Genomic DNA, 23,450 nt, shown 5'->3' on the forward strand with positions numbered 1-23,450 from the left:
GCATGTCTACCAAGTACGCCCATCACGAGCACCTGGGCCACGTCGTGTTCATCACGGCGGCCGCGGCGATCGGGGGGTTCCTGTTCGGCTACGACAGCGCGGTCATCAACGGCGCGGTCGTGGGCATACAGAAGTACTTCCACGTGGGGCCGGTCCGGACGGGCTTCGTGGTGGCCATCGCGCTGCTCGGGTCCGCCGTGGGGGCGTGGGCGGGCGGCGGGATGGCCGACCGGCTGGGGCGTACGAAGACGATGCAGGTGGCGGCGCTGCTGTTCGCGATCAGCTCGATCGGGCAGATGCTGCCGTTCGCCCTCTGGGACCTCGCGTTCTGGCGCGTGGTCGCGGGTTTCGCGATCGGCATGGCCTCGGTGATCAGCCCTGCGTACATCGCCGAGGTGGCGCCGCCCGCCTATCGGGGCCGGCTGGGCTCGTTCCAGCAGCTGGCCATCGTGCTCGGCATCGCGATCTCCCAGCTCGTCAACTACCTGATCGTCGAGCTGGCCGGCGGCAACGTGAACAACCCCCTGGGGGCGCTGCAGGCCTGGCAGTGGATGCTGGGCGCCTGCCTCGTGCCCGCCCTGCTCTACCTGGTGTTCGCCCTGACCATCCCCGAGTCGCCGCGCTACCTGATCATGTCGGGGCGCACCAGGAGGGCACGCGAGGTGCTGGTCGAGGTCGAGGGCGAGGACGTCGACCTCGACGCGCGCATCGCGGAGATCCAGCACGTGCTGCGCACCCAGCGCGTGCCGACGCTGAAGGACCTGCGCGGGCCCGCGTTCGGGCTGCTGCCGATCGTCTGGATCGGGATCACCCTGTCGGTGTTCCAGCAGTTCGTCGGCATCAACGTGATCTTCTACTACTCGTCCGTGCTCTGGCAGTCGGTCGGCATCAACCAGGCCCAGTCGCTGCTGATCAGCTTCTCCAGCTCGATCATCAACATCGTGGGCACGTTCATCGCGATCTCGCTGGTGGACCGGATCGGGCGCAGGCCGCTGCTCCTGATCGGCTCGGCCGGGATGACGGTCGCGCTGGCCACCGCGGGGTGGGCGTTCAGCGCCGCCCGGATGGTGGGGAAGTCGGTCACGCTGCCGGACCCGCAGGGGCTGATCGCGCTCGTGGCGGCCAACGTGTTCGTGCTGTTCTTCGCGCTGTCCTGGGGTGTGGTGGTCTGGGTGCTGCTGGGGGAGATGTTCCCCAACCGCATCCGCGCCGCCGCCCTGGGCGTCGCGGCGGGAGCGCAGTGGATCGCGAACTGGGCGATCACGGTGTCGTTCCCCGCGCTGGCGCAGTGGAACCTGGCGGCCACCTACGCCGTCTACGCGTGCTTCGCGCTGCTGTCGTTCCTCTTCGTCATCAAGTGGGTGCGGGAGACCAAGGGCCGCAAACTCGAAGACATGGGCTAGTCTCCGGCACGTGCTTATGGTCGCGCTCCCTCGGGCCTCCGCTGGTTACGGACTGGACGCCCTGCCGCTCTCCGGCCCGGCTCGCCGCTCGTGATCGACGACGTCCTGGGTCCCTCGCTCGACGTGCTGTTCTGCGGCATCAACCCCGGCCTCATGTCCGAGGCCACCGGCCATCACTTCGCCCGTCCGGGCAACCGCTTCTGGCCCGCGCTGCACCTGTCCGGCTTCACGCCGCGCCTCCTGGCGCCTGCAGAGCAGCACCTCCTGCCCTCGTACGGGCTGGGCATCACGAACATCGTCGCCCGCCCCAGCGCCAAGGCGTCGGAGCTGACCAGGCAGGAGCTGGTCGAGGGCGGCCGGACGCTGGCGGCGAAGGTGGCCGACGCGGCGCCCAAGGTGCTGGCCGTCCTGGGGATCTCGGCCTACCGGACGGCCTTCGCCCGCCCCAAGGCCCGCATCGGTCCTCAGGACGAGGCCGTCGGCGGGGCCAGAGTCTGGGTGCTGCCCAATCCCAGCGGGCTGAACGCCCATTGGACCCTGGCCACCATCGCCGATGAGATGGGCCGGCTCCGCGGCTACTTGGCGACGAAGTCCTGGGTCCAGTAGATCCGGCCCTGGGGGTTCTTGGCCGCGCCGACGCCGATGAGGTTGTAGTCGCAGTTCATGATGTTGGCCCGGTGACCCGGGCTGTTCATCCAGCCCTTGACCACGGAGGCCGGGGTGGGCTGGCCGAAGGCGATGTTCTCCGCGAAGCCCGTCCCTCCGGAGAAGCCGGCCCCCTTGATCCGGTCCATGAAGTCGCGGCCGTCCTTGGAGTCGTGGTCGAAGTAGTCCTGCTTCGCCATGTCGGCGGAGTGGCCGAACGCGGCCGCGCGGAGCAGCGGGTCGAACCTGAGCGGCCCGCAGCCGCCCTTCGCCCGCTCGGCGTTGGTCAGCCTGAGGACCTCGTTCTCCTGGGACGTGCCGACCGTGCTCCGCGACGGGGCCGTGGTGGGCGTCGAAGTGGGGGTCGGCGTGGGGGTGGGCGTGCTCACGGGGGCACAGGCCAGCTTGGCGGCCTTGGACTTGGCGGTACGACCGCGGTAGTCGGTGGCGAACGCGTAAAAGGTGCCCGACTTGCAGGGGAGCGCCAGGATGATGCGGCCGTTCTTGGTGGCCCCGCTCTTGACGACGGGGTCGGTGCCGGGGACGGCGCGCATGATGCGGATGCGCATCAGCGCCGGATTGACGCAGCCGCGACGGGTGGCGAACGAGGTGATCTTGCCTTTGGCGCCGAGCCGCGGCTTGGCCACGCGCACGCGACACGAGGCCTCCGACGCCACGGTCGAGCCGCGAGCCGCCGATGAGCCGGGTGCCGCCGAGCCCTGCGCCGCCGCCGTGCCCTGGGTCGCCGGCGGGGCCGGCGCCTCTGCCGCGCCCTGCGCCCCGGTTCCGGCCGCGCAGCCGGTCGCGGAGAGCGCCGCCAGGGTCAGGAGCCCGCCGAATACCCCAAGGGGTCTACGCATAGGGGGTTGCCTCCCAGTTGGGATAGACGCTGGATGGCTAGGCATTCTGTCGGGAACGAAACCCTTTTGTCATCAAATTGGGATATTTGCCACATGGCGCAGGTAAACCAAAGTGATCGTTGAGGCGTCTGTGCCGACGCCGCGCGGGCCTGGATGCCCCTACGCCGTGGGGCTTCGCGAGTCACGATCTTCGCCATGGTCGCCTGGAGATACGCATGAGGCTGGCGTCCGGTTCGGGCGGCAGGCGTCCCCGCCAGGGTCCGCGGGGTGGTACGGGTCCGGACGGGCCTGTACCACCGGCGGGGTGCCGCCGGCGGACTGCTGGAGGCCGAGCCCGGCCATTTCGTGGCCTGCGCCCAGCTGGAGACCTGCCGAGGAGAGCCCGTCAGACCCTGAACTCCTCGGTGCGGTGCGCGTAGGCGGGCACCGCGGCCCGCATCTCGTCGGTGACCAGCGGCGGCGGCAGCGGCACGATCTCCCGCTCGTGGAAGTCGAGGATGTGCTCGCCGTCGTCGAACAGCTCCTGGACCGCCCGCAGGCACGGCTCGACCACCGCGCGGTCGGTGATCCGCCGGCCGCCCATGCCCCCGCCGTACCGGTCGTACAGCACTTCGTACATCAAGGACGGAGAGAAGATCACCAGCTCCGGCAGCGGGTCGAGGTCGGCCACCCGCGCGGCGCGCACCACCCGGCACGGCGAGCCGGCCCGGGCGCGCAGGGCCAGCACGTGCATCTCCCACTGCAGGTACGCGCTGATCGGGAACTCCACCACCCGCACCCGCCGGACCGGGACGCGGTGGCGGAAATAGTCGGCCACGGGCACCGCCATGCGGTCGGCCAGGGCCAGCGACCGCTCCCAGTCGCCGTCCATCATGGCCCGCCAGCTCGCCACGTCGGGCTCGTAGAAGTGCTGGGCCCGCTCCAGCTTCCACATCGGCTCGGCGCAGGCCGCGTGGTCGCGGTCGAAACCGGCTTGGTACTCCGGCACATCCAGGACGAGGCCGTCGGTGCGGGCGACGGCGGCGAACGGATTGTGGCGGCGGGCCGGAGTGCCCTGCTCGGTCATAGGCGTCCCTTCGACTCTGAAGATCCGCCCCGATCATGAGATGACCCCTCGACCCGGTCAAGGCCCAAAACGATCCGAGCGGGCCCTCAGCGGCGGGAGTTGAAGCGCCGGTGGATCGCGCCGAACAGCATGGACCCGATCCACACCACGAACAGCACCTTGAAGATCCCGAAGCCGCCGAAGATGAGCCCCAGCACCATGAGCACGAAAAGCACGCCCAGGAACGGGTGCGGCCCCCGGTGGTGCCGCCACGGGTGGCCCTGATGGCGCCACTGCCGCCGCATCTCGCGGTGCTGCTCGTGGATGGAGTGCCGCACGTCCCGCTGGGCCTGGCGCATGGACTGCATCTGCCGCCGGTGCGCGCTCATCGCCTCCCGCCAGCCGTCCATGTCGTAGTGGGGGACGGGCTCGCGGTAGCCGGGCGCCGGTTGGTGCGACCCCGGCAGGTCGGCGGTTACCTTCGCGAGGTCGCGGGCCGTCTTGGAGGCCAGCGCCTGGTCGAGTCGCTCGTCGAGCTCCTCGTGGGTCAGGCGGCCCTGCGCGAAGTGCTCGCGCAGGGCTTCCATCGTCTGCTCACGCTCGGCATCACCGATGCGGAGTTCGTTCGAGTCCATGCCTGCGTCCTCCCGGAGAAGAATGGCTCACTCCTCGCCCGGTTCGCCGTCGGCCAGGATCTGGTACAGCTTGCGCCGGGTCTCAACAAGAGTCTTACGCGCTTCGCGGATTTGTGCGTCGTTCCCGGTCTGGAGAATCTGCATCATGGCGAACGCGGACTGCCGGGCGATGTGCCAGAGGTCGGCGGTGTTGTCGTCGATGTCCGGCCGCATCTCGTCCCACGGAGCCCGGACCTCGTCCGCGTGCGCCTCGATGTAGTTGCGGCCCTCCTCGGTGAGCCGGAAGGTCTTGCGGCCCTCGTTCTCCTCCGAGATCACCAGGCCCTCGTCGGTGAGCTGCTGCAACGCCGGGTAGACGGCGCCCGGGCTGGGCTTCCAGCCGCCTTCGCTGCGCTCGGCGATCTCCTGGATGATCTGGTAGCCGTTGCGGGGCTCCTCGGAGAGCAGGGCCAGGATCGCGGCGCGCACGTCGCCCCGCTTGGCCTTGCGGCTCCTGCCCCAGCCGCGGTGGCCGCCGGGACCGCCCCAAGGCGGCCCGCCGGGGCCGCCCCACGGGCCGCGTCCCCAGTCGAACGGGAACGGCCCGGGACCGCGCCTGCCGCGCTGCCGGTGCTCGTGATGGTGGCGGCCCTCACCGAAGGCCTCGGACATGGCCCTGAACGCCTCGCGCGCCGCCTGCTTGGCCTCGCGGGCCGCCTGCCGGTACTCGTGCGCACCGGGCCAGTGGCCGCCTGCTGCTTGTGCGGAAGTCATTTTTCCTCCTATATCGCGATCTGTTCTCGATGCGTCAACGATATATCGATAGTATGTCGTTCGCAAGGCTGAGGGTTGAGTGAGCTAGATCACGAAAAAGTTGCGGAATCCGGGAACAGGATCGGGGGGAGCCTCGTTGTTCAGAGCAGACGAGGTCGTTCCGCGTCGGCAGGGCTGGGGGGTGCTGTCGCCGCGGAAACGACCTCGTCTGCATTTGCGGGGGCAGCCACGTCTCCCCATGTCTTCGCAAAGTGCCGTGTTCCGGACAGGTCCCAGCCGCCTGTGAAGGCCCCGCCAGGCGGGTCTCACCGCGTAAAGGGATTCTTTGCCGTACAGTCCGGATCATGATGGGGCACACGCATGCGATGACCGGGGCCATCGCCTGGCTGGGGCTGGCGCCGCCTCTCGCCGCACTTCCGCTGCTGAACGAGTCCTCGCGGTTCATCGAGACCGGGATCATGGCGACCGCGATCAGTCCGGCCGAGCTGATCGCCGGGGCGATCATCTGCGCGGGCGCCGCGATGCTGCCCGACCTCGACCATCCGAGCGCGACGATCGCGCAGACGTTCGGGCCGGTCACGTGGGTGCTCAGCAAGGCCGTGTGCTGGATCAGCGGCGGGCACCGCGGGGCGACCCACTCACTGGCGTTCGCGGCGGCGCTCGGGTTCGGCACGCACTGGCTGGCCAACACCTATCCCATCGGGCGCGACATCGTGGTCGTGCTGCTCATCGGGCTGGCCCTGCGGGCGATCGGCGTCGGCATCCCCGGCAACAAGATGGGCTCCGCGCTGATCAACATCGGGCTGACCGCCGGCCTCTACGCCGTCTTCCTCTCACTCCAGGTGGGGTACGCCTGGCTGGGGCTGGCGGTGGGGATCGGCTGCCTCATCCATGTGGTGGGTGACTGCATGACCGAGCGGGGATGTCCTGTGCTGTGGCCATTGGGAGCCAAGTTCGTGCTGCCATGGAAGATCGGCATCAAGACGGGGAAGAAGTTCGAGCAGAAGATCCTCGCTCCGATCCTGTCCGTGGCCATCATCGGGCTGCTGTTCTGGCGGTTGGCACCCGCTTAACTTGATGTCGAGATATCCTAGAGATATCTTGACGTCGAGACATCCGCCGCGGCGCTCGCGACTTAGGGTCACCTAACGTGCTTCCCGTCCGACGAGTGCGGCAGGATTTGGTCTGAACCCTTTCTGATGGAGGAGGCGAATCACCGTGTCCGCGAACAGCTTCGGCAGCCGTGACACGCTACGCGTCGGTGACGCGTCATATGAGATTTTCCGGCTGGATGCCGTCGAAGGCGCCGCACGCCTCCCGTACAGCCTGAAGATCCTGCTGGAAAACCTCCTCCGCACCGAGGACGGCGCGAACATCACCGCCGACCACATCCGTGCGCTGGGCGGCTGGGACCCGAACGCGGCACCGAGCGTGGAGATCCAGTTCACGCCCGGCCGCGTGATCATGCAGGACTTCACCGGTGTGCCCTGCGTGGTCGACCTCGCCACCATGCGCGAGGCCGTACGCGACCTGGGCGGCGACCCGGCCCGCATCAACCCGCTCGCGCCGGCCGAGATGGTCATCGACCACTCGGTGATCGTCGACTACTTCGGCCACCCGGACGCCTTCCAGCGCAACGTCGAGCGTGAGTACGAGCGCAACCGCGAGCGCTACCAGTTCCTGCGCTGGGGCCAGACGGCCTTCGACGAGTTCAAGGTCGTCCCGCCGGGCACCGGCATCGTGCACCAGGTCAACATCGAGCACCTCGCCCGCGTGGTCATGACCCGCTCCGACGGCGACATCAACAGGGCCTACCCCGACACCTGCGTCGGCACCGACTCCCACACCACCATGGAGAACGGTATCGGCGTCCTGGGCTGGGGCGTCGGCGGCATCGAGGCCGAGGCCGCGATGCTCGGCCAGCCGATCTCCATGCTCATCCCGCGCGTGGTCGGCTTCAAGCTCAGCGGCAAGCTGCCCGCCGGTGCCACCGCCACCGACCTCGTGCTGACGATCACCGAGATCCTGCGCAAGCACGGCGTGGTCGGCAAGTTCGTGGAGTTCTACGGCGAGGGCGTCGCGTCCGTGCCGCTGGCCGACCGGGCCACGATCGGCAACATGAGCCCCGAGTTCGGCTCCACCTGCGCGATCTTCCCGATCGACGGCCAGACCATCGACTACCTGCGGCTGACCGGGCGCTCCGAGGAGCAGATCGCGCTCGTCGAGGCGTACGCCAAGACCCAGGGCCTGTGGCTCGACCCGTCCGCGCCCGAGCCGGTCTTCTCCGAGTACATCGAGCTCGACCTCGGCACCGTCGTCCCGTCGATCGCCGGCCCCAAGCGCCCGCAGGACCGCATCGCGCTGTCGGCCGCCAAGGCCACCTGGCGCCACGACGTCCAGAACTACGTGAGCGACGACCTCGACGAGGAGGGCGAGGAGACCTTCCCGGCCTCCGACGCGCCCGCCTCCAACGCCCGCGCGGACGGCGCCCGGCCGCACAAGCCGGTGCCTGTCACGCTGGCCGACGGCACCACGTTCGAGATCGATCACGGCATCGTCTCGATCGCCGCGATCACCTCGTGCACCAACACCTCCAACCCGTACGTCATGCTCGGCGCGGCGCTGCTGGCCCGCAACGCCGTCGACAAGGGCCTGACCCGCAAGCCGTGGGTCAAGACCTCGCTGGCTCCCGGCTCGCAGGTGGTCACCGGCTACTTCGAGCGCTCGGGGCTGCAGCCGTACCTCGACAAGATCGGGTTCAACCTCGTCGGCTACGGCTGCACCACCTGCATCGGCAACTCGGGCCCGCTCCCGACGGAGATCTCCGAGGCCGTCCAGGCCAACGACCTCGCGGTCACGGCCGTGCTGTCGGGCAACCGCAACTTCGAGGGCCGCATCAACCCCGACGTCAAGATGAACTACCTGGCCTCGCCGCCGCTCGTGGTGGCGTACGCGCTGGCCGGGACCATGGACATCGACCTCGACACCGAGCCGCTCGGCCTCGGCAACGACGGTCAGCCGGTCTACCTGAGGGACATCTGGCCGTCGCCGGAGGAGATCTCGGCGGTGGTCAACTCCTCCATCGGCCGCGACATGTTCGAGCGCGACTACGCCGACGTGTTCAAGGGCGACGACCACTGGCGCTCGCTGCCGATCCCGACGGGCGACACCTTCGAGTGGGACCCGGACTCGACGTACGTACGCAAGGCCCCCTACTTCGACGGCATGCCGTCGAAGCCGGAGGCCGTCACGGACATCACCGGCGCCCGGGTGCTGGTCAAGGTGGGCGACTCGGTCACCACCGACCACATCTCGCCGGCCGGCTCCATCAAGGTCGGCACGCCGGCCGCGCAGTACCTGCAGGCCAACGGCGTCGAGGTGAAGGACTTCAACTCCTACGGCTCGCGGCGCGGCAACCACGAGGTGATGATCCGGGGCACGTTCGCCAACATCCGCCTGCGCAACCAGATCGCGCCGGGCACCGAGGGCGGCTACACCCGCGACTTCACCCAGCCCGACGGGCCGGTGTCGTTCATCTACGACGCCTCGGTCAACTACGCCGCGGCCGAGACGCCGCTGGTGGTGCTGGCGGGCAAGGAGTACGGCTCCGGCTCCTCGCGCGATTGGGCGGCCAAGGGCACGGCGCTGCTGGGCGTGCGCGCGGTCATCGCCGAGTCGTACGAGCGCATCCACCGCTCCAACCTGATCGGCATGGGCGTGCTGCCGCTGCAGTTCCCGGAGGGGGCCTCGGCCGCCACGCTCGGGCTGACGGGCGAGGAGACGTTCGACATCACCGGCGTCGAGGAGCTCAACTCGGGCGGCATCCCGAGCACCGTGCACGTCAAGGCGGGCGACGTCGAGTTCGACGCGGTCGTCCGCATCGACACGCCGGGCGAGGCCGACTACTACCGGCACGGCGGAATCATGCAGTACGTTCTTCGCTCGTTGCTCGCGAAGTGACTTCCCGGGCCTTCGCGCGGTCATGAGCCGCGCGAAGGGCGGGAGCCGGCTTGTTCGAGCCGGGGTTGGGCGCGATCCTCACGCGCCCGTATCGGGGGAACCACCCGACACAGAAGAGCCGCTCGGCGGGACACCCCCCGCCGGGCGGCTCTTCGTCATCGGGACATCGTCCGGTAGCGGTGCACGGCCAGCGGCAGGAACACCGCGAGGATCCCCACCGACCAGATCAGGCTCGCGGTGATCGGGTGCTGGAGCGGCCACGCCGAGGAGACCGAGGTGGGGTTGCCGAAGAGGCCACGGACGGCGGCCACGACGGCGCTCATGGGGTTCCAGTCGGCGATGGGCTTGAGCCAGACCGGCAGTCCCTCGGTGGGGACGAACGTGTTGGCCAGGAACGTCATCGGCATCAGCCAGCCGAACGTGGCCGCGTCCGCCTGCGCCCCGCTCTGGATCCACAGGCCGATGTACGTGCCCACCCAGATCATCGCGAACCCGAACAGCGTCAGCAGCCCGAACGCCGCCGCCGTGTCCCCGAGGCTCCCGTGCACCCGCCACCCGGCGATCAGGACGCCGGCCAGCACCATCGCGGCCAGCGACAGCAGGTGCATCGACAGGTCGGCCACGCTCCGCCCGACCAGCACGGCGCTGCGGGCGATGGGCTGGGCGCGGAACCTGTCGATGATCCCGCGGGCCATGTCCTCGCCCACGGTGGTGGCGGCCGAGGCTGCCGTCAGGGCCATGACCTGCATGAAGATGCCGGGCATGAGGTAGTTGCGATAGTCGCCCCCGCCCGGCAGGACGATCGCACTGCCGAAGACGTAGCCGAACAGCACGGTCATGATCACGGGGAACACCAGGAAGCTGGCGAGCTCGCCCGGCTGGGCTTTCAGCCGCGCGTAGGTGCGGCCCGCGATCGTGAGGGCGTCGGCCACGGTCCAGCGCAAGGTCTCGTACATCGATGGACTCCTTTCAGGCCGTCAGGTGGAGGAAGACCTCGTCGAGGGTGGGCCGCCGCAGCGCCAGGTCCTCCACGGGGATGCCGGCCGCGTCCAGCGCGCCGGCGATGCGGATGAGCGACTGCGCGCCGTCGGTCGCGGGAACGGTCACCTGCCGCCCGTCGGCGCTCTCGATCTCCGGCGTCGCGGCGCTCCGGAGCAGCTGCACTCCAGCGGCCACGTCTCCCAGGTCCCGGAAGACGACCTGCACCCGGTCGCCCCCGATCGTCCGCTTCAGATCTTCGGGTGAGCCCGCGGCGGCCACGACGCCCTCCCTGAGCACCACGATCTGGTCCGCCAGCTGGTCGGCCTCGTCCAGGTACTGCGTGGTCAGCAGGAGCGTGGTGCCCTCCTTGACCAGGTCGCGCAGCAGCTCCCACAGCTGAAGCCGGCTGCGCGGGTCGAGCCCGGTGGTGGGCTCGTCCATGAACAGCACCGACGGTGACACGATCAGGCTCGCGGCCAGGTCGAGCCGGCGCCGCATGCCTCCGGAGTACTGCTTGACCGGCCGCCGCGCCGCGTCCGCCAGCCCGAACCGCTCCAGCAGCTCGTCCGCCCTGCGCCGCGCCTCGGCCCTGGACAGGTGGTAGAGCCGCCCGAACAGCTGGAGGTTGCGCCGCCCCGTCAGCAGCTCGTCCACCGCCGCGTGCTGGCCGGCCAGGCCGATGCGGAAGCGGAGCCGGGTCGCGTCGCGGACCACGTCCAGCCCGTCGACCTCGGCCCGCCCCGCGTCGGGACGCAGGAGCGTGGTGAGGATGCGGACGGCGGTGGTCTTGCCCGCCCCGTTCGGCCCGAGCAACCCGCAGACCGTGCCCGCCGGAACCTCGAGGTCGATGCCCTTGAGTGCTTCCTTGGCCGCGTACCGCTTACGCAGTCCCTCTGCGTGGATCATCTGAGCACCTCCTTAACGGTGTTAAATCTAACGGCGTTAAGGATGCATTGAACGTTGTTAAGCTGTCAACCGTGGCACTCGAAAAAGGCACCATCGTCGCGACCGCACTGCGGCTGCTGAACGAGGTCGGACTCGACGGGCTGACGCTGCGGCGGCTGGCGAGCGAGCTCGGCGTGCAGGCCCCGGCCCTCTACTGGCACTTCAAGGGAAAGCAGGAGCTGCTGGACGCGATGGCGGCCGCGATGATGGCCGCGCACCAGTCCCGCCCCCTGCTGACGGAGCCGGCCAAGTGGCGGGAGTGGGTCGCCGACTACGCGCACACCGACCGCGCGATGCTCAACTCCTACCGCGACGGGGCCAAGCTGGTGGCGGGCACCCGGCCGTCGCCCGAGCTCTTCGCGGCGGTGGAGCGGGTGGTCGCGGGGCTGGAGTCGGCGGGGTTCACCGCCGGCGACGCGATGCGAGGGCTCTCCACGGTCAGCGGGTACGTGGCCGGGTTCGTGCTGGAGGAGCAGGCCGACAGGATGCGTCCGGACAAGGGGCACGCCCTGCCGGACATGGAGGAGTTCCAGGCGGCCTATCCGCGGCTGATGGCGGGCATGGCGGAGGTGGGCGACCCGCAGGGCGACCAGGCGTTCGAGGGCGGGCTGCAGCTGATCCTGGACGGGATGGAGCTCCGCCTCAAGGCTCAGGCGACCTCGGCGGCCGGGGCCGGCCAGGTGCCGCGGGCGGAGGGGGAGGCGACCCGATAGTCGCGCTTGGGCGGGAGGGCTTGCACGGTGGGGAGCTTAACGATCAGCGACTGTATGGCACGATGGAGGTGCCACCCGGCGAACCTCTATTTCGCCGGGCGGCAAACACTCGCTAGATCGAGTCGACGATCCAGTCAGTGACTTCGCGGACGACCTCGTCAGGAGCGATCCCGATCCTCCTCGTGAACCGCCGTGGGGACACGCTGCGCACGTGCTCGACCATGGCCCAGCTGAGCTTCTCCAGGCCGGTGCCGTCGCAGCCAATGGCGACGTGGTTGTCCCATCCTCGGTCGGTCGTCGTCAGGGGCACGACGATCTTGACTGGGGCTGCGGCGTTGAACTCGTCGTTGCTGACCACGAGTACCGGACGGGGAAAGCCCTGCTCGCGACCGACGGGTTCGCCCAGGTCAGCGAGCCAGATCTCGCCCTGGATCACCCTCATTTCTCTCCTCGGGAAACGTGATGAGCCCCTCCCACTCCGGCGCGATGCGGGTGGAGCGTGACGGCTTGCCCTGAACCATCCCGGATTCGGCGAGGTAGTCGGCCCAGGCTTGCGGGTCTTCTCGTCGTGTCTGCTCCATCTGCTCCGCGACGTGTTGCCAGCGCTGCTTCTTCTCCATCTCCCGGATGGCCTGGTCGATGATCGCGGTCATGGGTTCACCTGCCTTCTTCGCGAGTGCTGCGATCTTGTCTCTGGTCTTGACGCTGACGCGTATGCTCGTCGCTTTGGGCTTCATGGCCATACTCCTGAGGCTACGTCGGCGTCCTTAAATCACGTTACACGCCCACGGTCACTCTCAAAGCACGAATGGCAACAGAGCGTAAAGATGATTGAATCTTCGCCATGGCTGATGCGGCATTGGTACTGATTATTGGTGGTCTGGCGGTCTTCGTCGGGGCGATTATCCAAGGTGGCGTGGGTTTCGGCTTAGGGCTCGTCGCAGTCCCCGTGCTCACCATGCTGAGCCCCGACCTCATGCCCGGCGCCGTCCAGGTCGTCAACGTGACCCTGCCGCTGTTCACGCTGGCCGTCGAATGGCGCACGGTGGACTGGCGCGGACTGGGCTTCGCGGTGCTGGGGAGACTGCCGGGGAGTGTCATCGGCGCAGTCATTGTTGTCTACGTTTCCATATACATCAGAGGTGTCTTCGTCGCCCTCATGGTGCTCATCGCGGTGGCGCTGACGGCCAGGGCGCTGAGCGTGCCGCGCAACGGCCTGACGGTCGCCTCCGCCGGCTTCGTCTCGGGGATCACCGGGACGGCCACCGGAATCGGCGGGCCGCCCATGGCCCTCGTCTACCAGCACGCCAAGGGGTCGCAGATCAGGGCGACGCTGGCGATGTTCTTCTTCCTGAGCGCCGCCCAGTCGCTGGTCATCCTCGCGGTCGTGGATGAGCTCCCGGCCCGGGCGCTGCTGACGGGGGCGGTGCTGGTCGTGCCCATGGTGCTCGGGTTCCTGGTGTCGGGGCCGCTGCGCCGGTATCTCGACGGCGGCAAGGTGCGGGTGGCCGTCCTCGTGGTGGCCGCCGCGTCCGCCGTGGCGCTGCTTGTGCAATCCCTGATGGTAAATGCCGGTTGACGGGTGATTTGACCGCTGATCGCGGCCGCCCTCATGGCGCGGACCATGAGGGCGTTGTGTCATTTGCAAGTCTCCGGTCGGGCATGCGACGTTATGATCGCCATATTCGTGCTTACCCTGTTCGCGTTTTACGGCTGGGGGACATCGCACCATGGGCAATGGCCGAAAAGGCAAGGACGGAAAGAAAAGCCAGGTCGGTGGGAATGTGCCGCAGGCGGCGGAGAAGCCCAAAGACGGAGGGTGGAAAGCGGCGCGTACGTGGGCGGCCGGAATCGTCAGCGCGGTGCTCGTCGCGGTCATCGGGGTGGTGTTCACCGCCTGGTTCGACTCCCGTGGCACGGATGCGATCGACCGGATCAGCGGAGACCCGCCCGTCACGATCGGTCATGTGGCCGTGGACGCCGATGAGCGGGACATCGCCTTGAGAGAGCCGGTGACGGATCCGGAAGGGCGGAGAATTCTCCTCGGCGGCCATGCGTCGGACGCCGAACGGCAGGCATTGCTGACCCGCCATCAGGCTGCCGCCATTAAGCAGATGAATATCACGGTCGTCCTCGTGGGAAATCGACGCAGTCTGCGCATCGTCGACCTGAAGCCCCGTATTGTCAGGCGTGAATCCGTGTCGGACGGCGCGTATCTGAAGGCCGCCACGGGCGGAGAGGTCGGCACCGTGGAACTCCACGCGGACCTTGACAAGGCGGCACCCCGTTTCACGACCGCCAAGGAGCCCGGCGTCCGGTATTTCGCCACGAAGCAGATCGACCTCAAAAGGGGCGAGCGCGTCACGCTGAGCATGACGATCAGCGGCGTGCAGGCGTATTACGAGTTCGACCTCCTCGCCACCGTGCTCGCGGAGGAGCGGACCGAGCAGCTCGTGATCAACGGACCGGGCGGGGGCCTGTTCCGGCTGACCGGCGAGGGCGAGACCTATCGCTCCTTCTACACCACGTCATCGCTGGGCGGGTGGGCGCCGATGGCGGCGGCCGAGGTGTGCGAGTTGTTCCCGGAGAGGAAGAAATGCTGACCGTGCGCGGTCCGCGCTACCTCGTGATCCTCCTGGTGCTGGCAGCCTGCCCGGTCGTGGCCGGGGACGCGCCGCGCCTGCCGTGGGTGCCCACCGCCTGGCGTACCGCCTGGTCCATGCCTGACCAGCTGGAGGACCCGTTCCCACCCGGGAGCCCGCGCTACGGGGTGTCGGGCGAGGGACTGGCCGTAGCGACGCCGCAAGGGGCGGTGGCGGTCCGCGACCCGCGCACCGGCAGCCGGAGGTACACCATTCCCGCCGGCACCGTGCCCACCGCCGGCGTGTGGGTCGCGGCCGGGACGATCGTCGTGGCGAGACAAGCCGGAGCGGCCGACCGCCAACTGTCCGGCTACGAGCTGGCCGACGGAACCCTGCTGTGGCGTAGAACGGTCACCGTCGAGCGCGTCGAGGTCGTGGAGGGCGCTCCCGGCTACTCCGGCCCCACGATCATGGTGACCGGGCGCGGCGTCACCTACATCAACAGGCAGGGCGGCCCCTACACCTTCACCTCGCTCGACCTCCGCACCGGCAGGATCACGGCGCGGACGGTCCGCCCGCGCGGCTGCGGGCTGGTCGCCGCCGCCTCAGCCCGGTCGGTCGCGCTGCTCAGCGATTGCGCGGGCAGGGTCGAACTCGCCTCCGTTAACCCGTACACCCTCCATCCCGACTGGACGCGCTCGCTGCGGACGCTCGGGCAGGCCGCCGGCCCGGTCGGCCTGAAGGCGGGCGACGACGGGTACCTGGACGTCAGGGACGGAGGCGGAGAGTCGTTCTTCGCACCGGACGGTCGGCTGGTGGCCACCGCGCCCGCGGCCCTTGAGCCCCCTCCGGCCGCCGGGGCCGCGCGACCGGAGCAATGGAGCCGGCCCTTCGGGGTGGGCGCCTACCCGGAGCTCACCCGTGAAAGGGACCTCCTGACCGACAGCAGGGGGGCGACTCCCAACTTTCTGATCTCCCTGGACACCGTCACCGGCCGCGTCCGCGCGCTGCCCATCGCCTTGCCCGCGCTCAACCCCATCCTGGTGGGCACGACCGAGGACATGGCCTTCGTCCACGACCAGGCCGGGCGGATCTTCGCATACACGCTGGTCCACGGGCTGTCCGGCGCTCCCGCCCCGCCTGGCGGCGCCCCCCTGTCCGATTGGCCGGACGCCTGTGCCCTCCTGGGCGAGCGCGCGGCGAGCGTCCTCGGCGGCTACCGCCCCGGCCCCGGGCGCCGGACCGTGGCTGGAGTGCCGACGCCGAAGCCGGCCGACTGCGACTGGATACCACCGACGGACGAAGGGGCGGTCGTGTCCGTCTCGGTCGCCTGGGTGTTCTCCACACCGGCCGTCGCGAGAGAGGTCTTCGCCGCCATGGTCCGTCACGTCAAGCAGACCGGCAGGTACGACCCCACCACCGAGACCCCGTACGCCCTGTCGCAGACGCTGCCCCGCACGCCCAGCGGGATGATGAGCGAGTCCATCGTCACGGTGGGCCCGGCCCTGATCCTTCTGCGGTCCTCCTCGCGCCGGGCCATCCGGCTGCTCACCCCGCCGCTCCAGAGAAACCTGCTGGCCCGCTACGAGCCGGGAGCCGTCGTTCCCGATGGCGGCCCGCGCGCCGCCCGCCCGGCCGGATGGAGCTTCCCCGCCGACGACGGATTCCGCCACCTGATGGTGGCGGACGGCATCGTGTACGCGGGCAGCGACGACGGCAAGGTGTACGCGCTGGACGCCGTCTCCGGTGCCCTGCGATGGAGCCACCAGTTCGGCGACCTGGTCACACAGGGCCCGATCCGAGCCGGCGGCACCGTGTACGCCGCCACCTACGGCCGGATCGTCGCGCTGGACGCGGTGCGCGGCCGGACGCGGTGGAGCCGCAGGACCATCGGGACGGGCGGGCTCACGGTCGACGGGCGCACGGTGTACGTCGCGACCGAGCGCGGGCTGGTCATCGCCCTGGACACCGCCTCCGGCCGGACGCGATGGCGTGCCGGAACGGGTGACCTCCTCCGCGATGTCATCCCACATGCGGCGGGTCATCTCGTCTATGCCGTCGGCAGGAACGGCGTGGTGGCGCTGGACGCCGGCTCGGGCGAACGCCGCTGGCGTTTCCGCGTCGACGGGCGCGCAGGCGTCGCGGGCGTGGCCACGACAGCCGACACCGTCTACGTCGCCACCCAGGAGAACGGCCGGCTCCACGCGCTGGACCAGATCACCGGCAGGCCGAAGTGGCGCTTTCGGACCGGCGTCCCGCTCTACAGCGGCCCCCAGGTGAGCGGCGGGGCCGTCTACGTGGGCGATTGGGGAGTGCTGCACAAGCTTGACGCGGCCACGGGCGCGCGACAGTGGACTTTCAAGGCCGGCGGTAGCGTGGCGCAGTCCGCTTTCACGGTCGTCCGCGGTGACGTGTACGTGACAATCGTCGGGGATCGCCTCCACGACCTCGACGCCGCCACGGGCGAGACCCGGTGGAGCTTCCCCCTCGGAGGGGAGGACAAATTCGGATTCTCCGACGTGTCCCGCCCCGTACTCGTCGGGGACGCACTGTACGCCGCGGCCGGCAACGGCCGATTGGACGCCCTCGACGCCGCGACCGGTACCCGCCGGTGGAGCTTCCAGACCGGCGGCGACCTCAGCACCGCTCCCGTGGTGGCGGGCGGCCGGGTGTACGCCGGCGGCATGAACGGCAACGTGTACGCCATCCGCGCGTCCGACGGCAGGGTGGACGGCTGAACGAGTCAGAAAGATTGAGGTCGCGTTTCTGGATTGTTACCCGAAACAACAAACTCCCGGCCGACAGGGTCTTCCAAAGCAGGCCATCCCGGAATACGTTGCCGCAAACAACATTCATCCGGGCCGCTCCGGAAGAAAGGACCCTGCACCATGCGCAAGGGGATCCTCAGCCTGACCGCCACGGCAGCCGCGCTCGCCCTCGGTCTCACCGCCTGCGGGGGCGACAGCGGTCAGACCACGTCGACCACGTCGGCCTCGGCCCCGGCGGCGAAGGCCGGGAAGATCGGCGTCATCCTGCCGGACAGCAAGTCCTCGGCCCGGTGGGAGACGGCAGACCGCAAGTACCTCGAAGAGGCGTTCAAGGCCGCCGGCGTCCAGTACGACATCCAGAACGCCCAGAACGACAAGACGGCGTTCCAGACCATCGCCGACCAGATGGTCACCAACGGTGCCACCGTCCTGATGATCGTGAACCTGGACAGCGGCAGCGGCAAGGCCGTCATCGACAAGGCCAAGTCCCAGGGCGTGGCCACGATCGACTACGACCGGCTGACGCTCGGCGGCGGCGCCGCGTACTACGTCAGCTTCGACAACACCAAGGTCGGCACGTTGCAGGGCGAGGGCCTGAGCAAGTGCCTGGCCGACAAGAAGGCCAGCAAGCCGATCGTGGCCTACCTGAACGGCTCTCCCACCGACAACAACGCCACCCTGTTCAAGCAGGGCTACGACGGGGTGCTCAAGCCGAAGTTCGACTCCGGCGAGTACGTCAAGGGCCCCGAGCAGCCCGTGCCCGACTGGGACAACGCGCAGGCCGGCACCATCTTCGAGCAGATGCTGACCCAGCAGCCGAAGATCGCCGGCGTGCTGGCCGCCAACGACGGCCTGGGCAACGCCGCCATCACCGTGCTGAAGAAGAACAACCTCAACGGCAAGGTGCCCGTCACCGGCCAGGACGCCACCGTCCAGGGGCTGCAGAACATCCTCGCCGGCGACCAGTGCATGACGGTCTACAAGGCCGTCAAGAAGGAGGCCGACGCCGCGGCCAAGCTCGCGGTGGCGCTGGCCAAGGGCGAGAAGCCCGCGGCGAGCAGCAGCGTCAAGGACCCCGAGAGCGGCCAGGACGTGCCCTCCGAGCTGATGGAGCCGCAGGCCATCTACCTCGACAACGTCAAGGACGTGGTGGCCGACGGCTACGTGACCAAGGAGGAACTGTGCACGGGTGACTTCGCCAAGAAGTGCACCGAGGCCGGCATTCAATAAGAGCGAGGGGGTGCGGCCGGACTGGCCGCGCCCCTCTTAGGGAGCCCCATGACCCCCCTCCTTGAAGTGCGCGGGATCGACAAGAGCTTCGGCCCGGTGAAGGTGCTGCACAAGGTCGAGCTCTCGGCGTACGCCGGCGAGGTGACGGCCCTGGTCGGCGACAACGGCGCGGGCAAGTCGACCCTGGTCAAGTGTGTCGGCGGCATCTATCCGATCGACGACGGAGAGATCCTCTTCGACGGCCGCCAGGTGCAGGTCCACAGCCCGCGCGACGCGGGCGAGCTCGGGATCGAGATCGTGTACCAGGACCTCGCCCTGTGCGACAACCTCGACATCGTCCAGAACATGTTCCTCGGCAGGGAGCGCAAGAACGGGATCCTGCTCGACGAGGACAGCATGGAGGAACTGGCCGAGCGGACCCTCAGCAGCCTGTCCGTACGGACGGTGAAATCCATCAGGCAGCAGGTCTCCAGCCTGTCCGGCGGACAGCGGCAGACCGTGGCCATCGCCAAGGCCGTGCTGTGGAACAGCAAGGTCGTCATCCTCGACGAGCCGACCGCGGCCCTGGGCGTGGCCCAGACGGCGCAGGTCCTGGAGCTGGTGCGCCGGCTGGCCGACACGGGCCTGGCCGTGGTGCTCATCTCGCACAACATGAACGACGTCTTCGCCGTCTCCGACCGGATCGCGGCGCTCTACCTCGGCAGGACGGCCGCCCAGGTCAGGACCGCCGACGTGACGCACGCGCAGGTCGTCGAACTGATCACCTCAGGCCGCAGCGGGGATCTCGGCCTCAAGAACGGGGTCACCCCATGAGCAAGGTCAAGGAACTCCCCGGCGAGGCCATCGTCACCGCGACGCAGTCCCCGTCGATCGGCAACAGCTTCCTCGCCTACGTCGAACGCGTACGCGGCGGGGACATGGGGGCGCTGCCGGCCGTACTGGGCCTGATCGTGCTCTGCACGGTCTTCGCCGTCGCGCGGCCCGCCTTCGTCACCTCGATCAACTTCGCCAACCTCTTCACCCAGGGCGCCGCGACCACGCTGATCGCGATGGGCCTGGTGTTCGTGCTGCTGCTGGGCGAGATCGACCTGTCCGCCGGGTTCGCCAGCGGCGTGTGCGCGGCGGTGCTCGCCGTCACGCTCACGAGCATGGGCCTGCCCTGGTACGTGTGCGCCCTGGCCGCCATCCTCACCGGCGTGGTCATCGGCACCGTGCTCGGCACACTGGTCGCCAAGGTCGGCATCCCGTCGTTCGTGGTCACGCTGGCCGGGTTCCTCGCCTTCCAGGGCCTGGTCCTGGTCCTGGTCAAAGAGGGCACGAACATCTCGGTCAGGGACAGCGTGATCCTGGCCATCGCGAACAAGAACCTGCCGCCCTCGCTCGGCTGGGCGCTGTACGCGGTCTGCGTGGCGGTCTTCGCCGCCGTTCAGCTCCTGCGGGCCAGGAAGCGCACCAAGCGCGGGCTGGTGGCCGACCCGCTGTCGCTGATCGCCGCCCGCGTGGGCGCGCTGGCGGTGCTGGCCGGGCTCGCGGTCTACGTGCTCAACCTGGAGCGCAGCCGCAACCCGGCGCTGGTCTCGCTCACCGGCGTGCCGATCGTGGTGCCCGTGATCCTGGCGCTGCTGGTCGTGTGGACGCTGGTGCTGCGCCGTACCGCGTTCGGACGCCACCTGTACGCGGTCGGCGGCAACGCCGAGGCGGCGCGGCGGGCGGGCATCCCGGTCGACAGGATCAGGATCAGCGCGTTCGTGATCTGCTCGTCGATGGCCGCGATCGGCGGGATCGTGGCCGCGTCCAGGGCCAGCTCGGTCGACCCGAACACGGGCGGCAGCTCCGTCCTGCTGTACGCGGTCGGCGCGGCGGTCATCGGCGGCACCAGCCTGTTCGGTGGCAAGGGCCGGGTGCTGGACGCCGTGCTCGGCGGCGCCGTGGTGGCGGTCATCGAGAACGGCATGGGTCTGATGGGGTATGGAGCCAGTGTGAAGTACCTGGTCACGGGCTCTGTGCTGCTGCTCGCCGCGGGGGTGGACGCCCTTGCGCGCAGGCGGGCGGCAGCCGCTGGTCTAAGGTGATCAGCGACTCTCAGCCCCCCTTGAAGGAACCCCAGACGATGCGTGCCGGCCCCTCCCAAGAGGACATCAGGCGCCACAATCTCGGCACGCTGCTTCGCCATGTCCACCTGGGCGGGCCGATCTCGCGTGCCGAGCTGACCACGAAGATGGGGCTCAACCGCAGCACGATCATGGCACTGACCTCTGACCTCACCGCGGCGGGGCTGGTGCGCGAGGAGCTGCCCCGCGAGACGGGCCGCGCGGGACGGCCCTCGCTCGTGGTGCGGCCCGAGTCGGCGCGGGTCTACGTGTTCGCCTTCGACGTGGGCCCCGACCGGCTCGCGGTCGCCCGGGTGGGACTCGGCGGGGTGATACTCGACCGCCGCGAGACGGCCCGCGAGCGTGGCCCGTTCCAGCTCGAGGAGCTGGCCGGGACATTGGCCGGCTTCGCCAGGCAGATGCGGCGCAAGACCAGGGACGACACCGTCTGCGTCGGCGCGGCGGCGGCCGTGTCCGGCGGCGTGCGCAAGGCCGACGGGGTGGTCCGCTTCGGGCCGAACCTGCTGGCCGAGGAGGTGCCGTTCGGCGAGGAGCTGGGCCGCAGGCTCGGCCTGGGACTGCCGGTCAGCGTGGGCAACGACGCCAACCTGGCCGCGCTCGCCGAGCACAGCCGCGGCGTCGGGGCCGCTGTCAGGGACCTCATCTACCTGCATGGTGACGTGGGCATCGGCGGCGGCATCATCGCGGGCGGCCACCTGCTGGGCGGCCACGACGGCTACGGCGGCGAGGTCGGCCACATGGTCGTCAACCCGGGAGGCCGTGCCTGCGGCTGCGGCTCGCACGGATGCCTCGAGGCGGAGGTGGGGGAGCGGGCCCTGCTGGAGGCCGCGGGCCGCGTCGGTCCCGGGCAGCACGGGCGGGACGCGGTGCGCACCGTGGTGGAGGCCGCCGACCGGGGCGACATCGAGGCGCAGGCCGCGCTCAGCAAGGTCGGCGACTGGCTCGGACTGGGCGTGGCGAACCTGGTGAACATCTTCAACCCGGAAATGGTGATCTTCGGGGGGATGCTGCGGGAGATCTACCTCGGGTCGGCGGCGCAGGTGCGTACCCAGCTCGTCCTGCACGCGATGGCGCCGCAGCGGGAGAGGCTGCGGCTGCGCACGTCCTCGCTCGGGGACGCCGCCACGCTGGCGGGCGCGGCTGAGCTGGCCTTCGCCCACGTCCTCGCCGACCCTCTGGAGGTCCTGGCCCGGGCCAACGCCTGACCGGGACGCTCAGGTGACCTTGGACGTGATGGCCGTCCACGTGTTGCAGAAACCCGTGGCGCCGCCGCGGTAGCCGCGGTCCTGCCAGAAGGCGAGGTTGCGCGGCTTGCCGTGGATCGCGCTCTCGTCCGCCCTGCGCACGGCGTCGATCCAGTCGTCCCACTCGATCCCGGGGTTGATCGACTCGAGGGCGGAGCTGTAGAAGACGCCGGCGAAGCATTCGGCCTGCATCTCCAGCCGGTGGCTCAGCAGTGCCCGCGAGCTGTCCGAAGCGGGCCAGTACAGCGCGTTCTGCGCGTCCAGCACGCCGATGAGCTGCTGCACGTGGTGCCCCCACTCGTGGGCGACCGAGTGCGCGATGTTCATGCGGAACGGGTCGCGCAGGTCCTGCTTCATGATGCGGATGACGATCGTGCGCTGCCCCGGGCAGTACTGCGCCCCGTTGCTGGTGATCTTCCCGCAGACGGAGTCGCTCCCCGTCGTGATCGTGACCTCGGGCGAGGTGTACGTCAGGCCGGCGGCCGCGAACTGGGCGGCCCAGAAGCGGTCGGCGCATCCGGCCATCGCCCGGTGGAAGGACTTGAGCGAGGCGACGCTCCCCCCGCGGATCTGCGGGATCGCGCACTCCTGGGCGGCCACGTGACCGCCGGTCATCCCCGACAGGCCGGCCTGCGCGATGCTCGACGCCGCCCGGGCCGGCCCGGAGAAGAGAAGCAGACCCGCGACCATGCCCGCTAAGAGGGAAATGCGCACGATCGCGGATCTTAGATTACTTAGTGCTGGTTTGCGCTAGAGGACCTTGGTCTTCGGGGCGGTCCAGGTGTTGCAGGCGCTCGCCGACTGGGCCTTGAAGCCGCGCTTGGCCCAGTAGGCGACGTTGGAGTCCTTGCCGTGGGTCTCGTCGGCGTTGCTCCGCACCTTGACGCCGATGGAGCTCAGGTCGAGCCAGTTGTGGGTGGAGCCGAGCAGGTCATTCCATTCGGCGCTGCTGCGGCCGAGCGAGCCCCAGACCCGGCCGACGAACGCCCCGCCCAGGCACTCCGCCTGCAGCTCGGAGCGGCGGCTCGCGTTGAGCGCGCGCGCCTCGGTGCTGCGGTAGAGGCTGTCCCTGGCCTCGCCTATGCCGGTGAGCTGCTGGATGTGGTGTCCGTACTCGTGGGCCAGCACCGCCATCAGCGCCAGGTTCCTCGGCTCTTCGACGATCGCCGGGGTCAGCCAGAACGTGATGGACTTGTTCCTCCCGCAGTAGATCGCCTGCGCCTCTTCGGGGAACTTGCCGCACGCCGTCTTCGTGCCCGCTTTGGTGATCACCGTGAGCTTGGGGGCGCTGAAGCGGAAGCCCGCCTTCTTCACCACAGGCGCCCACGCCTGCTTCAGGCAGTCCATCACGGAGGCGAAGTAGACCTCCGCCTCCTCGACGGTCCCGTTGTTGACCTGCGGTTCGTCGCACGTCTGGGTGCCGAGTTTGCCCGCCTTGTACAGCGGGTTCTTCGTCAGGACCGGCTTGAAGGCGGGTGCGGGGGCGGTGGCCGCGTGGGCCGTGCCGGCGAAGAGCAGGCTCGCCACGGCGCCTGCCATGAGCGCCAATCGGGGGATACGCATGAGAAGGCACCC

The 23,450-nt window shown here is 69.4% G+C and carries 22 protein-coding genes; 12 read left to right on the plus strand and 10 right to left on the minus strand.

What is annotated here, in order from left to right; translation table 11 throughout:
- Positions 1-2: 2 nt before the first annotated feature.
- The gene (locus ABD830_RS48840) at positions 3-1,403 is read left to right on the plus strand and encodes a sugar porter family MFS transporter (RefSeq protein ID WP_345002436.1); all 1,401 of its coding nucleotides are present in this window, start codon (positions 3-5) and stop codon (positions 1,401-1,403) included.
- A 90-nt stretch (positions 1,404-1,493) separates the two neighbouring features.
- Positions 1,494-2,009: a G/U mismatch-specific DNA glycosylase gene (mug, locus tag ABD830_RS48845; protein ID WP_345002437.1), complete on the plus strand. Its 516-nt coding sequence runs from the start codon at positions 1,494-1,496 to the stop codon at positions 2,007-2,009.
- Here mug and ABD830_RS48850 read toward each other — a convergent pair.
- The 4 genes from ABD830_RS48850 to ABD830_RS48865 form a co-directional block, all read right to left on the minus strand.
- Positions 1,979-2,908 (minus strand): CAP domain-containing protein, encoded by a 930-nt coding sequence (locus ABD830_RS48850; RefSeq protein WP_345002438.1) that lies wholly within the window; start codon positions 2,906-2,908, stop codon positions 1,979-1,981. The genes mug and ABD830_RS48850 overlap by 31 nt on opposite strands.
- A 385-nt stretch (positions 2,909-3,293) precedes the next feature.
- Positions 3,294-3,974 carry a DUF6879 family protein gene (locus ABD830_RS48855; RefSeq protein WP_345002439.1) on the minus strand — a complete coding sequence of 227 codons (681 nt, stop codon included), beginning with the start codon at positions 3,972-3,974 and terminating at the stop codon, positions 3,294-3,296.
- Between the two features lie 86 nt (positions 3,975-4,060).
- Positions 4,061-4,588 (minus strand): DUF1707 domain-containing protein, encoded by a 528-nt coding sequence (locus ABD830_RS48860; protein WP_345002440.1) that lies wholly within the window; start codon positions 4,586-4,588, stop codon positions 4,061-4,063.
- Between the two features lie 27 nt (positions 4,589-4,615).
- Positions 4,616-5,341, minus strand: a complete 726-nt coding sequence (locus ABD830_RS48865) for a PadR family transcriptional regulator (RefSeq protein ID WP_345002441.1) — start codon at positions 5,339-5,341, stop codon at positions 4,616-4,618.
- 344 nt (positions 5,342-5,685) lie between these two features.
- Here ABD830_RS48865 and ABD830_RS48870 point away from each other — a divergent pair, with 344 nt between their 5' ends.
- Positions 5,686-6,414: a metal-dependent hydrolase gene (locus tag ABD830_RS48870; protein WP_345002442.1), complete on the plus strand. Its 729-nt coding sequence runs from the start codon at positions 5,686-5,688 to the stop codon at positions 6,412-6,414.
- A gap of 145 nt (positions 6,415-6,559) precedes the next feature.
- Complete coding sequence (gene acnA, locus ABD830_RS48875; protein WP_345002443.1) at positions 6,560-9,301, plus strand: aconitate hydratase AcnA; 2,742 nt, start codon at positions 6,560-6,562, stop codon at positions 9,299-9,301.
- Positions 9,302-9,456: 155 nt separating this feature from the next.
- Here acnA and ABD830_RS48880 read toward each other — a convergent pair whose 3' ends face one another.
- Together ABD830_RS48880 and ABD830_RS48885 are read right to left on the minus strand one after the other, a co-directional pair.
- Positions 9,457-10,257, minus strand: coding sequence for an ABC transporter permease (locus ABD830_RS48880; protein ID WP_345002444.1), 801 nt, complete (start codon positions 10,255-10,257; stop codon positions 9,457-9,459).
- A 13-nt stretch (positions 10,258-10,270) separates the two neighbouring features.
- Positions 10,271-11,188, minus strand: a complete 918-nt coding sequence (locus ABD830_RS48885; protein ID WP_345002445.1) for an ATP-binding cassette domain-containing protein — start codon at positions 11,186-11,188, stop codon at positions 10,271-10,273.
- 71 nt (positions 11,189-11,259) lie between these two features.
- On the opposite strand from ABD830_RS48885, the gene ABD830_RS48890 reads away from it, so the two are divergent.
- The gene (locus ABD830_RS48890; RefSeq protein ID WP_345002446.1) at positions 11,260-11,940 is read left to right on the plus strand and encodes a TetR/AcrR family transcriptional regulator C-terminal domain-containing protein; all 681 of its coding nucleotides are present in this window, start codon (positions 11,260-11,262) and stop codon (positions 11,938-11,940) included.
- 112 nt (positions 11,941-12,052) lie between these two features.
- Here the strand turns inward: ABD830_RS48890 and ABD830_RS48895 are convergent, their stop codons facing one another.
- Complete coding sequence (locus ABD830_RS48895; RefSeq protein WP_345002447.1) at positions 12,053-12,376, minus strand: type II toxin-antitoxin system PemK/MazF family toxin; 324 nt, start codon at positions 12,374-12,376, stop codon at positions 12,053-12,055.
- Complete coding sequence (locus ABD830_RS48900; RefSeq protein WP_345002448.1) at positions 12,348-12,683, minus strand: hypothetical protein; 336 nt, start codon at positions 12,681-12,683, stop codon at positions 12,348-12,350. Before ABD830_RS48900 ends, ABD830_RS48895 begins: the two co-directional genes overlap by 29 nt.
- Positions 12,684-12,784: 101 nt before the next feature.
- Here ABD830_RS48900 and ABD830_RS48905 point away from each other — a divergent pair, with 101 nt between their 5' ends.
- The 7 genes from ABD830_RS48905 (at position 12,785) to ABD830_RS48935 (ending at position 21,836) form a co-directional block, all read left to right on the plus strand.
- On the plus strand, positions 12,785-13,519 hold the full coding sequence (locus tag ABD830_RS48905) for a sulfite exporter TauE/SafE family protein (RefSeq protein ID WP_345002449.1): 735 nt from the start codon (positions 12,785-12,787) through the stop codon (positions 13,517-13,519).
- Positions 13,520-13,670: 151 nt separating this feature from the next.
- On the plus strand, positions 13,671-14,543 hold the full coding sequence (locus tag ABD830_RS48910) for a hypothetical protein (RefSeq protein WP_345002450.1): 873 nt from the start codon (positions 13,671-13,673) through the stop codon (positions 14,541-14,543).
- Positions 14,537-17,260: an outer membrane protein assembly factor BamB family protein gene (locus tag ABD830_RS48915; protein WP_345002451.1), complete on the plus strand. Its 2,724-nt coding sequence runs from the start codon at positions 14,537-14,539 to the stop codon at positions 17,258-17,260. The genes ABD830_RS48910 and ABD830_RS48915 overlap by 7 nt, the downstream gene beginning before the upstream one ends.
- A 150-nt stretch (positions 17,261-17,410) precedes the next feature.
- On the plus strand, positions 17,411-18,520 hold the full coding sequence (locus ABD830_RS48920) for a sugar ABC transporter substrate-binding protein (protein ID WP_345002452.1): 1,110 nt from the start codon (positions 17,411-17,413) through the stop codon (positions 18,518-18,520).
- A gap of 48 nt (positions 18,521-18,568) precedes the next feature.
- Positions 18,569-19,333 carry an ATP-binding cassette domain-containing protein gene (locus ABD830_RS48925; RefSeq protein WP_345002453.1) on the plus strand — a complete coding sequence of 255 codons (765 nt, stop codon included), beginning with the start codon at positions 18,569-18,571 and terminating at the stop codon, positions 19,331-19,333.
- Positions 19,330-20,592 (plus strand): sugar ABC transporter permease, encoded by a 1,263-nt coding sequence (locus ABD830_RS48930; RefSeq protein WP_345002454.1) that lies wholly within the window; start codon positions 19,330-19,332, stop codon positions 20,590-20,592. The genes ABD830_RS48925 and ABD830_RS48930 overlap by 4 nt, the downstream gene beginning before the upstream one ends.
- A 38-nt stretch (positions 20,593-20,630) precedes the next feature.
- Positions 20,631-21,836, plus strand: a complete 1,206-nt coding sequence (locus ABD830_RS48935) for an ROK family transcriptional regulator (RefSeq protein WP_345002455.1) — start codon at positions 20,631-20,633, stop codon at positions 21,834-21,836.
- Between the two features lie 9 nt (positions 21,837-21,845).
- On the opposite strand, the gene ABD830_RS48940 is transcribed toward ABD830_RS48935, so the two are convergent.
- Entirely contained in the window at positions 21,846-22,589 is a 744-nt protein-coding gene (locus ABD830_RS48940; RefSeq protein WP_345002456.1) for a neutral zinc metallopeptidase, read from the minus strand.
- Between the two features lie 36 nt (positions 22,590-22,625).
- Positions 22,626-23,438, minus strand: a complete 813-nt coding sequence (locus ABD830_RS48945) for a neutral zinc metallopeptidase (RefSeq protein WP_345002457.1) — start codon at positions 23,436-23,438, stop codon at positions 22,626-22,628.
- Between the last annotated feature and the right edge of the window lie 12 nt (positions 23,439-23,450).

The organism is Nonomuraea helvata (assembly GCF_039535785.1).
In the GTDB taxonomy this organism is placed as follows: domain Bacteria; phylum Actinomycetota; class Actinomycetes; order Streptosporangiales; family Streptosporangiaceae; genus Nonomuraea; species Nonomuraea helvata.

Bases quoted from the DNA above. Each gene is read 5' to 3' on its own strand.
- ABD830_RS48905 (WP_345002449.1), top strand. From the start codon at position 12,785: ATGGCTGATGCGGCATTGGTACTGATTATTGGTGGTCTGGCGGTCTTC.
- ABD830_RS48945 (WP_345002457.1), bottom strand. From the start codon at position 23,438: ATGCGTATCCCCCGATTGGCGCTCATGGCAGGCGCCGTGGCGAGCCTG.
- ABD830_RS48860 (WP_345002440.1), bottom strand. From the start codon at position 4,588: ATGGACTCGAACGAACTCCGCATCGGTGATGCCGAGCGTGAGCAGACG.
- ABD830_RS48900 (WP_345002448.1), bottom strand. From the start codon at position 12,683: ATGGCCATGAAGCCCAAAGCGACGAGCATACGCGTCAGCGTCAAGACC.
- ABD830_RS48915 (WP_345002451.1), top strand. From the start codon at position 14,537: ATGCTGACCGTGCGCGGTCCGCGCTACCTCGTGATCCTCCTGGTGCTG.
- ABD830_RS48865 (WP_345002441.1), bottom strand. From the start codon at position 5,341: ATGACTTCCGCACAAGCAGCAGGCGGCCACTGGCCCGGTGCGCACGAG.
- ABD830_RS48880 (WP_345002444.1), bottom strand. From the start codon at position 10,257: ATGTACGAGACCTTGCGCTGGACCGTGGCCGACGCCCTCACGATCGCG.
- ABD830_RS48885 (WP_345002445.1), bottom strand. From the start codon at position 11,188: ATGATCCACGCAGAGGGACTGCGTAAGCGGTACGCGGCCAAGGAAGCA.
- ABD830_RS48935 (WP_345002455.1), top strand. From the start codon at position 20,631: ATGCGTGCCGGCCCCTCCCAAGAGGACATCAGGCGCCACAATCTCGGC.
- ABD830_RS48910 (WP_345002450.1), top strand. From the start codon at position 13,671: ATGGGCAATGGCCGAAAAGGCAAGGACGGAAAGAAAAGCCAGGTCGGT.
- ABD830_RS48920 (WP_345002452.1), top strand. From the start codon at position 17,411: ATGCGCAAGGGGATCCTCAGCCTGACCGCCACGGCAGCCGCGCTCGCC.
- ABD830_RS48855 (WP_345002439.1), bottom strand. From the start codon at position 3,974: ATGACCGAGCAGGGCACTCCGGCCCGCCGCCACAATCCGTTCGCCGCC.
- ABD830_RS48870 (WP_345002442.1), top strand. From the start codon at position 5,686: ATGATGGGGCACACGCATGCGATGACCGGGGCCATCGCCTGGCTGGGG.
- ABD830_RS48850 (WP_345002438.1), bottom strand. From the start codon at position 2,908: ATGCGTAGACCCCTTGGGGTATTCGGCGGGCTCCTGACCCTGGCGGCG.
- ABD830_RS48930 (WP_345002454.1), top strand. From the start codon at position 19,330: ATGAGCAAGGTCAAGGAACTCCCCGGCGAGGCCATCGTCACCGCGACG.
- ABD830_RS48840 (WP_345002436.1), top strand. From the start codon at position 3: ATGTCTACCAAGTACGCCCATCACGAGCACCTGGGCCACGTCGTGTTC.
- ABD830_RS48925 (WP_345002453.1), top strand. From the start codon at position 18,569: ATGACCCCCCTCCTTGAAGTGCGCGGGATCGACAAGAGCTTCGGCCCG.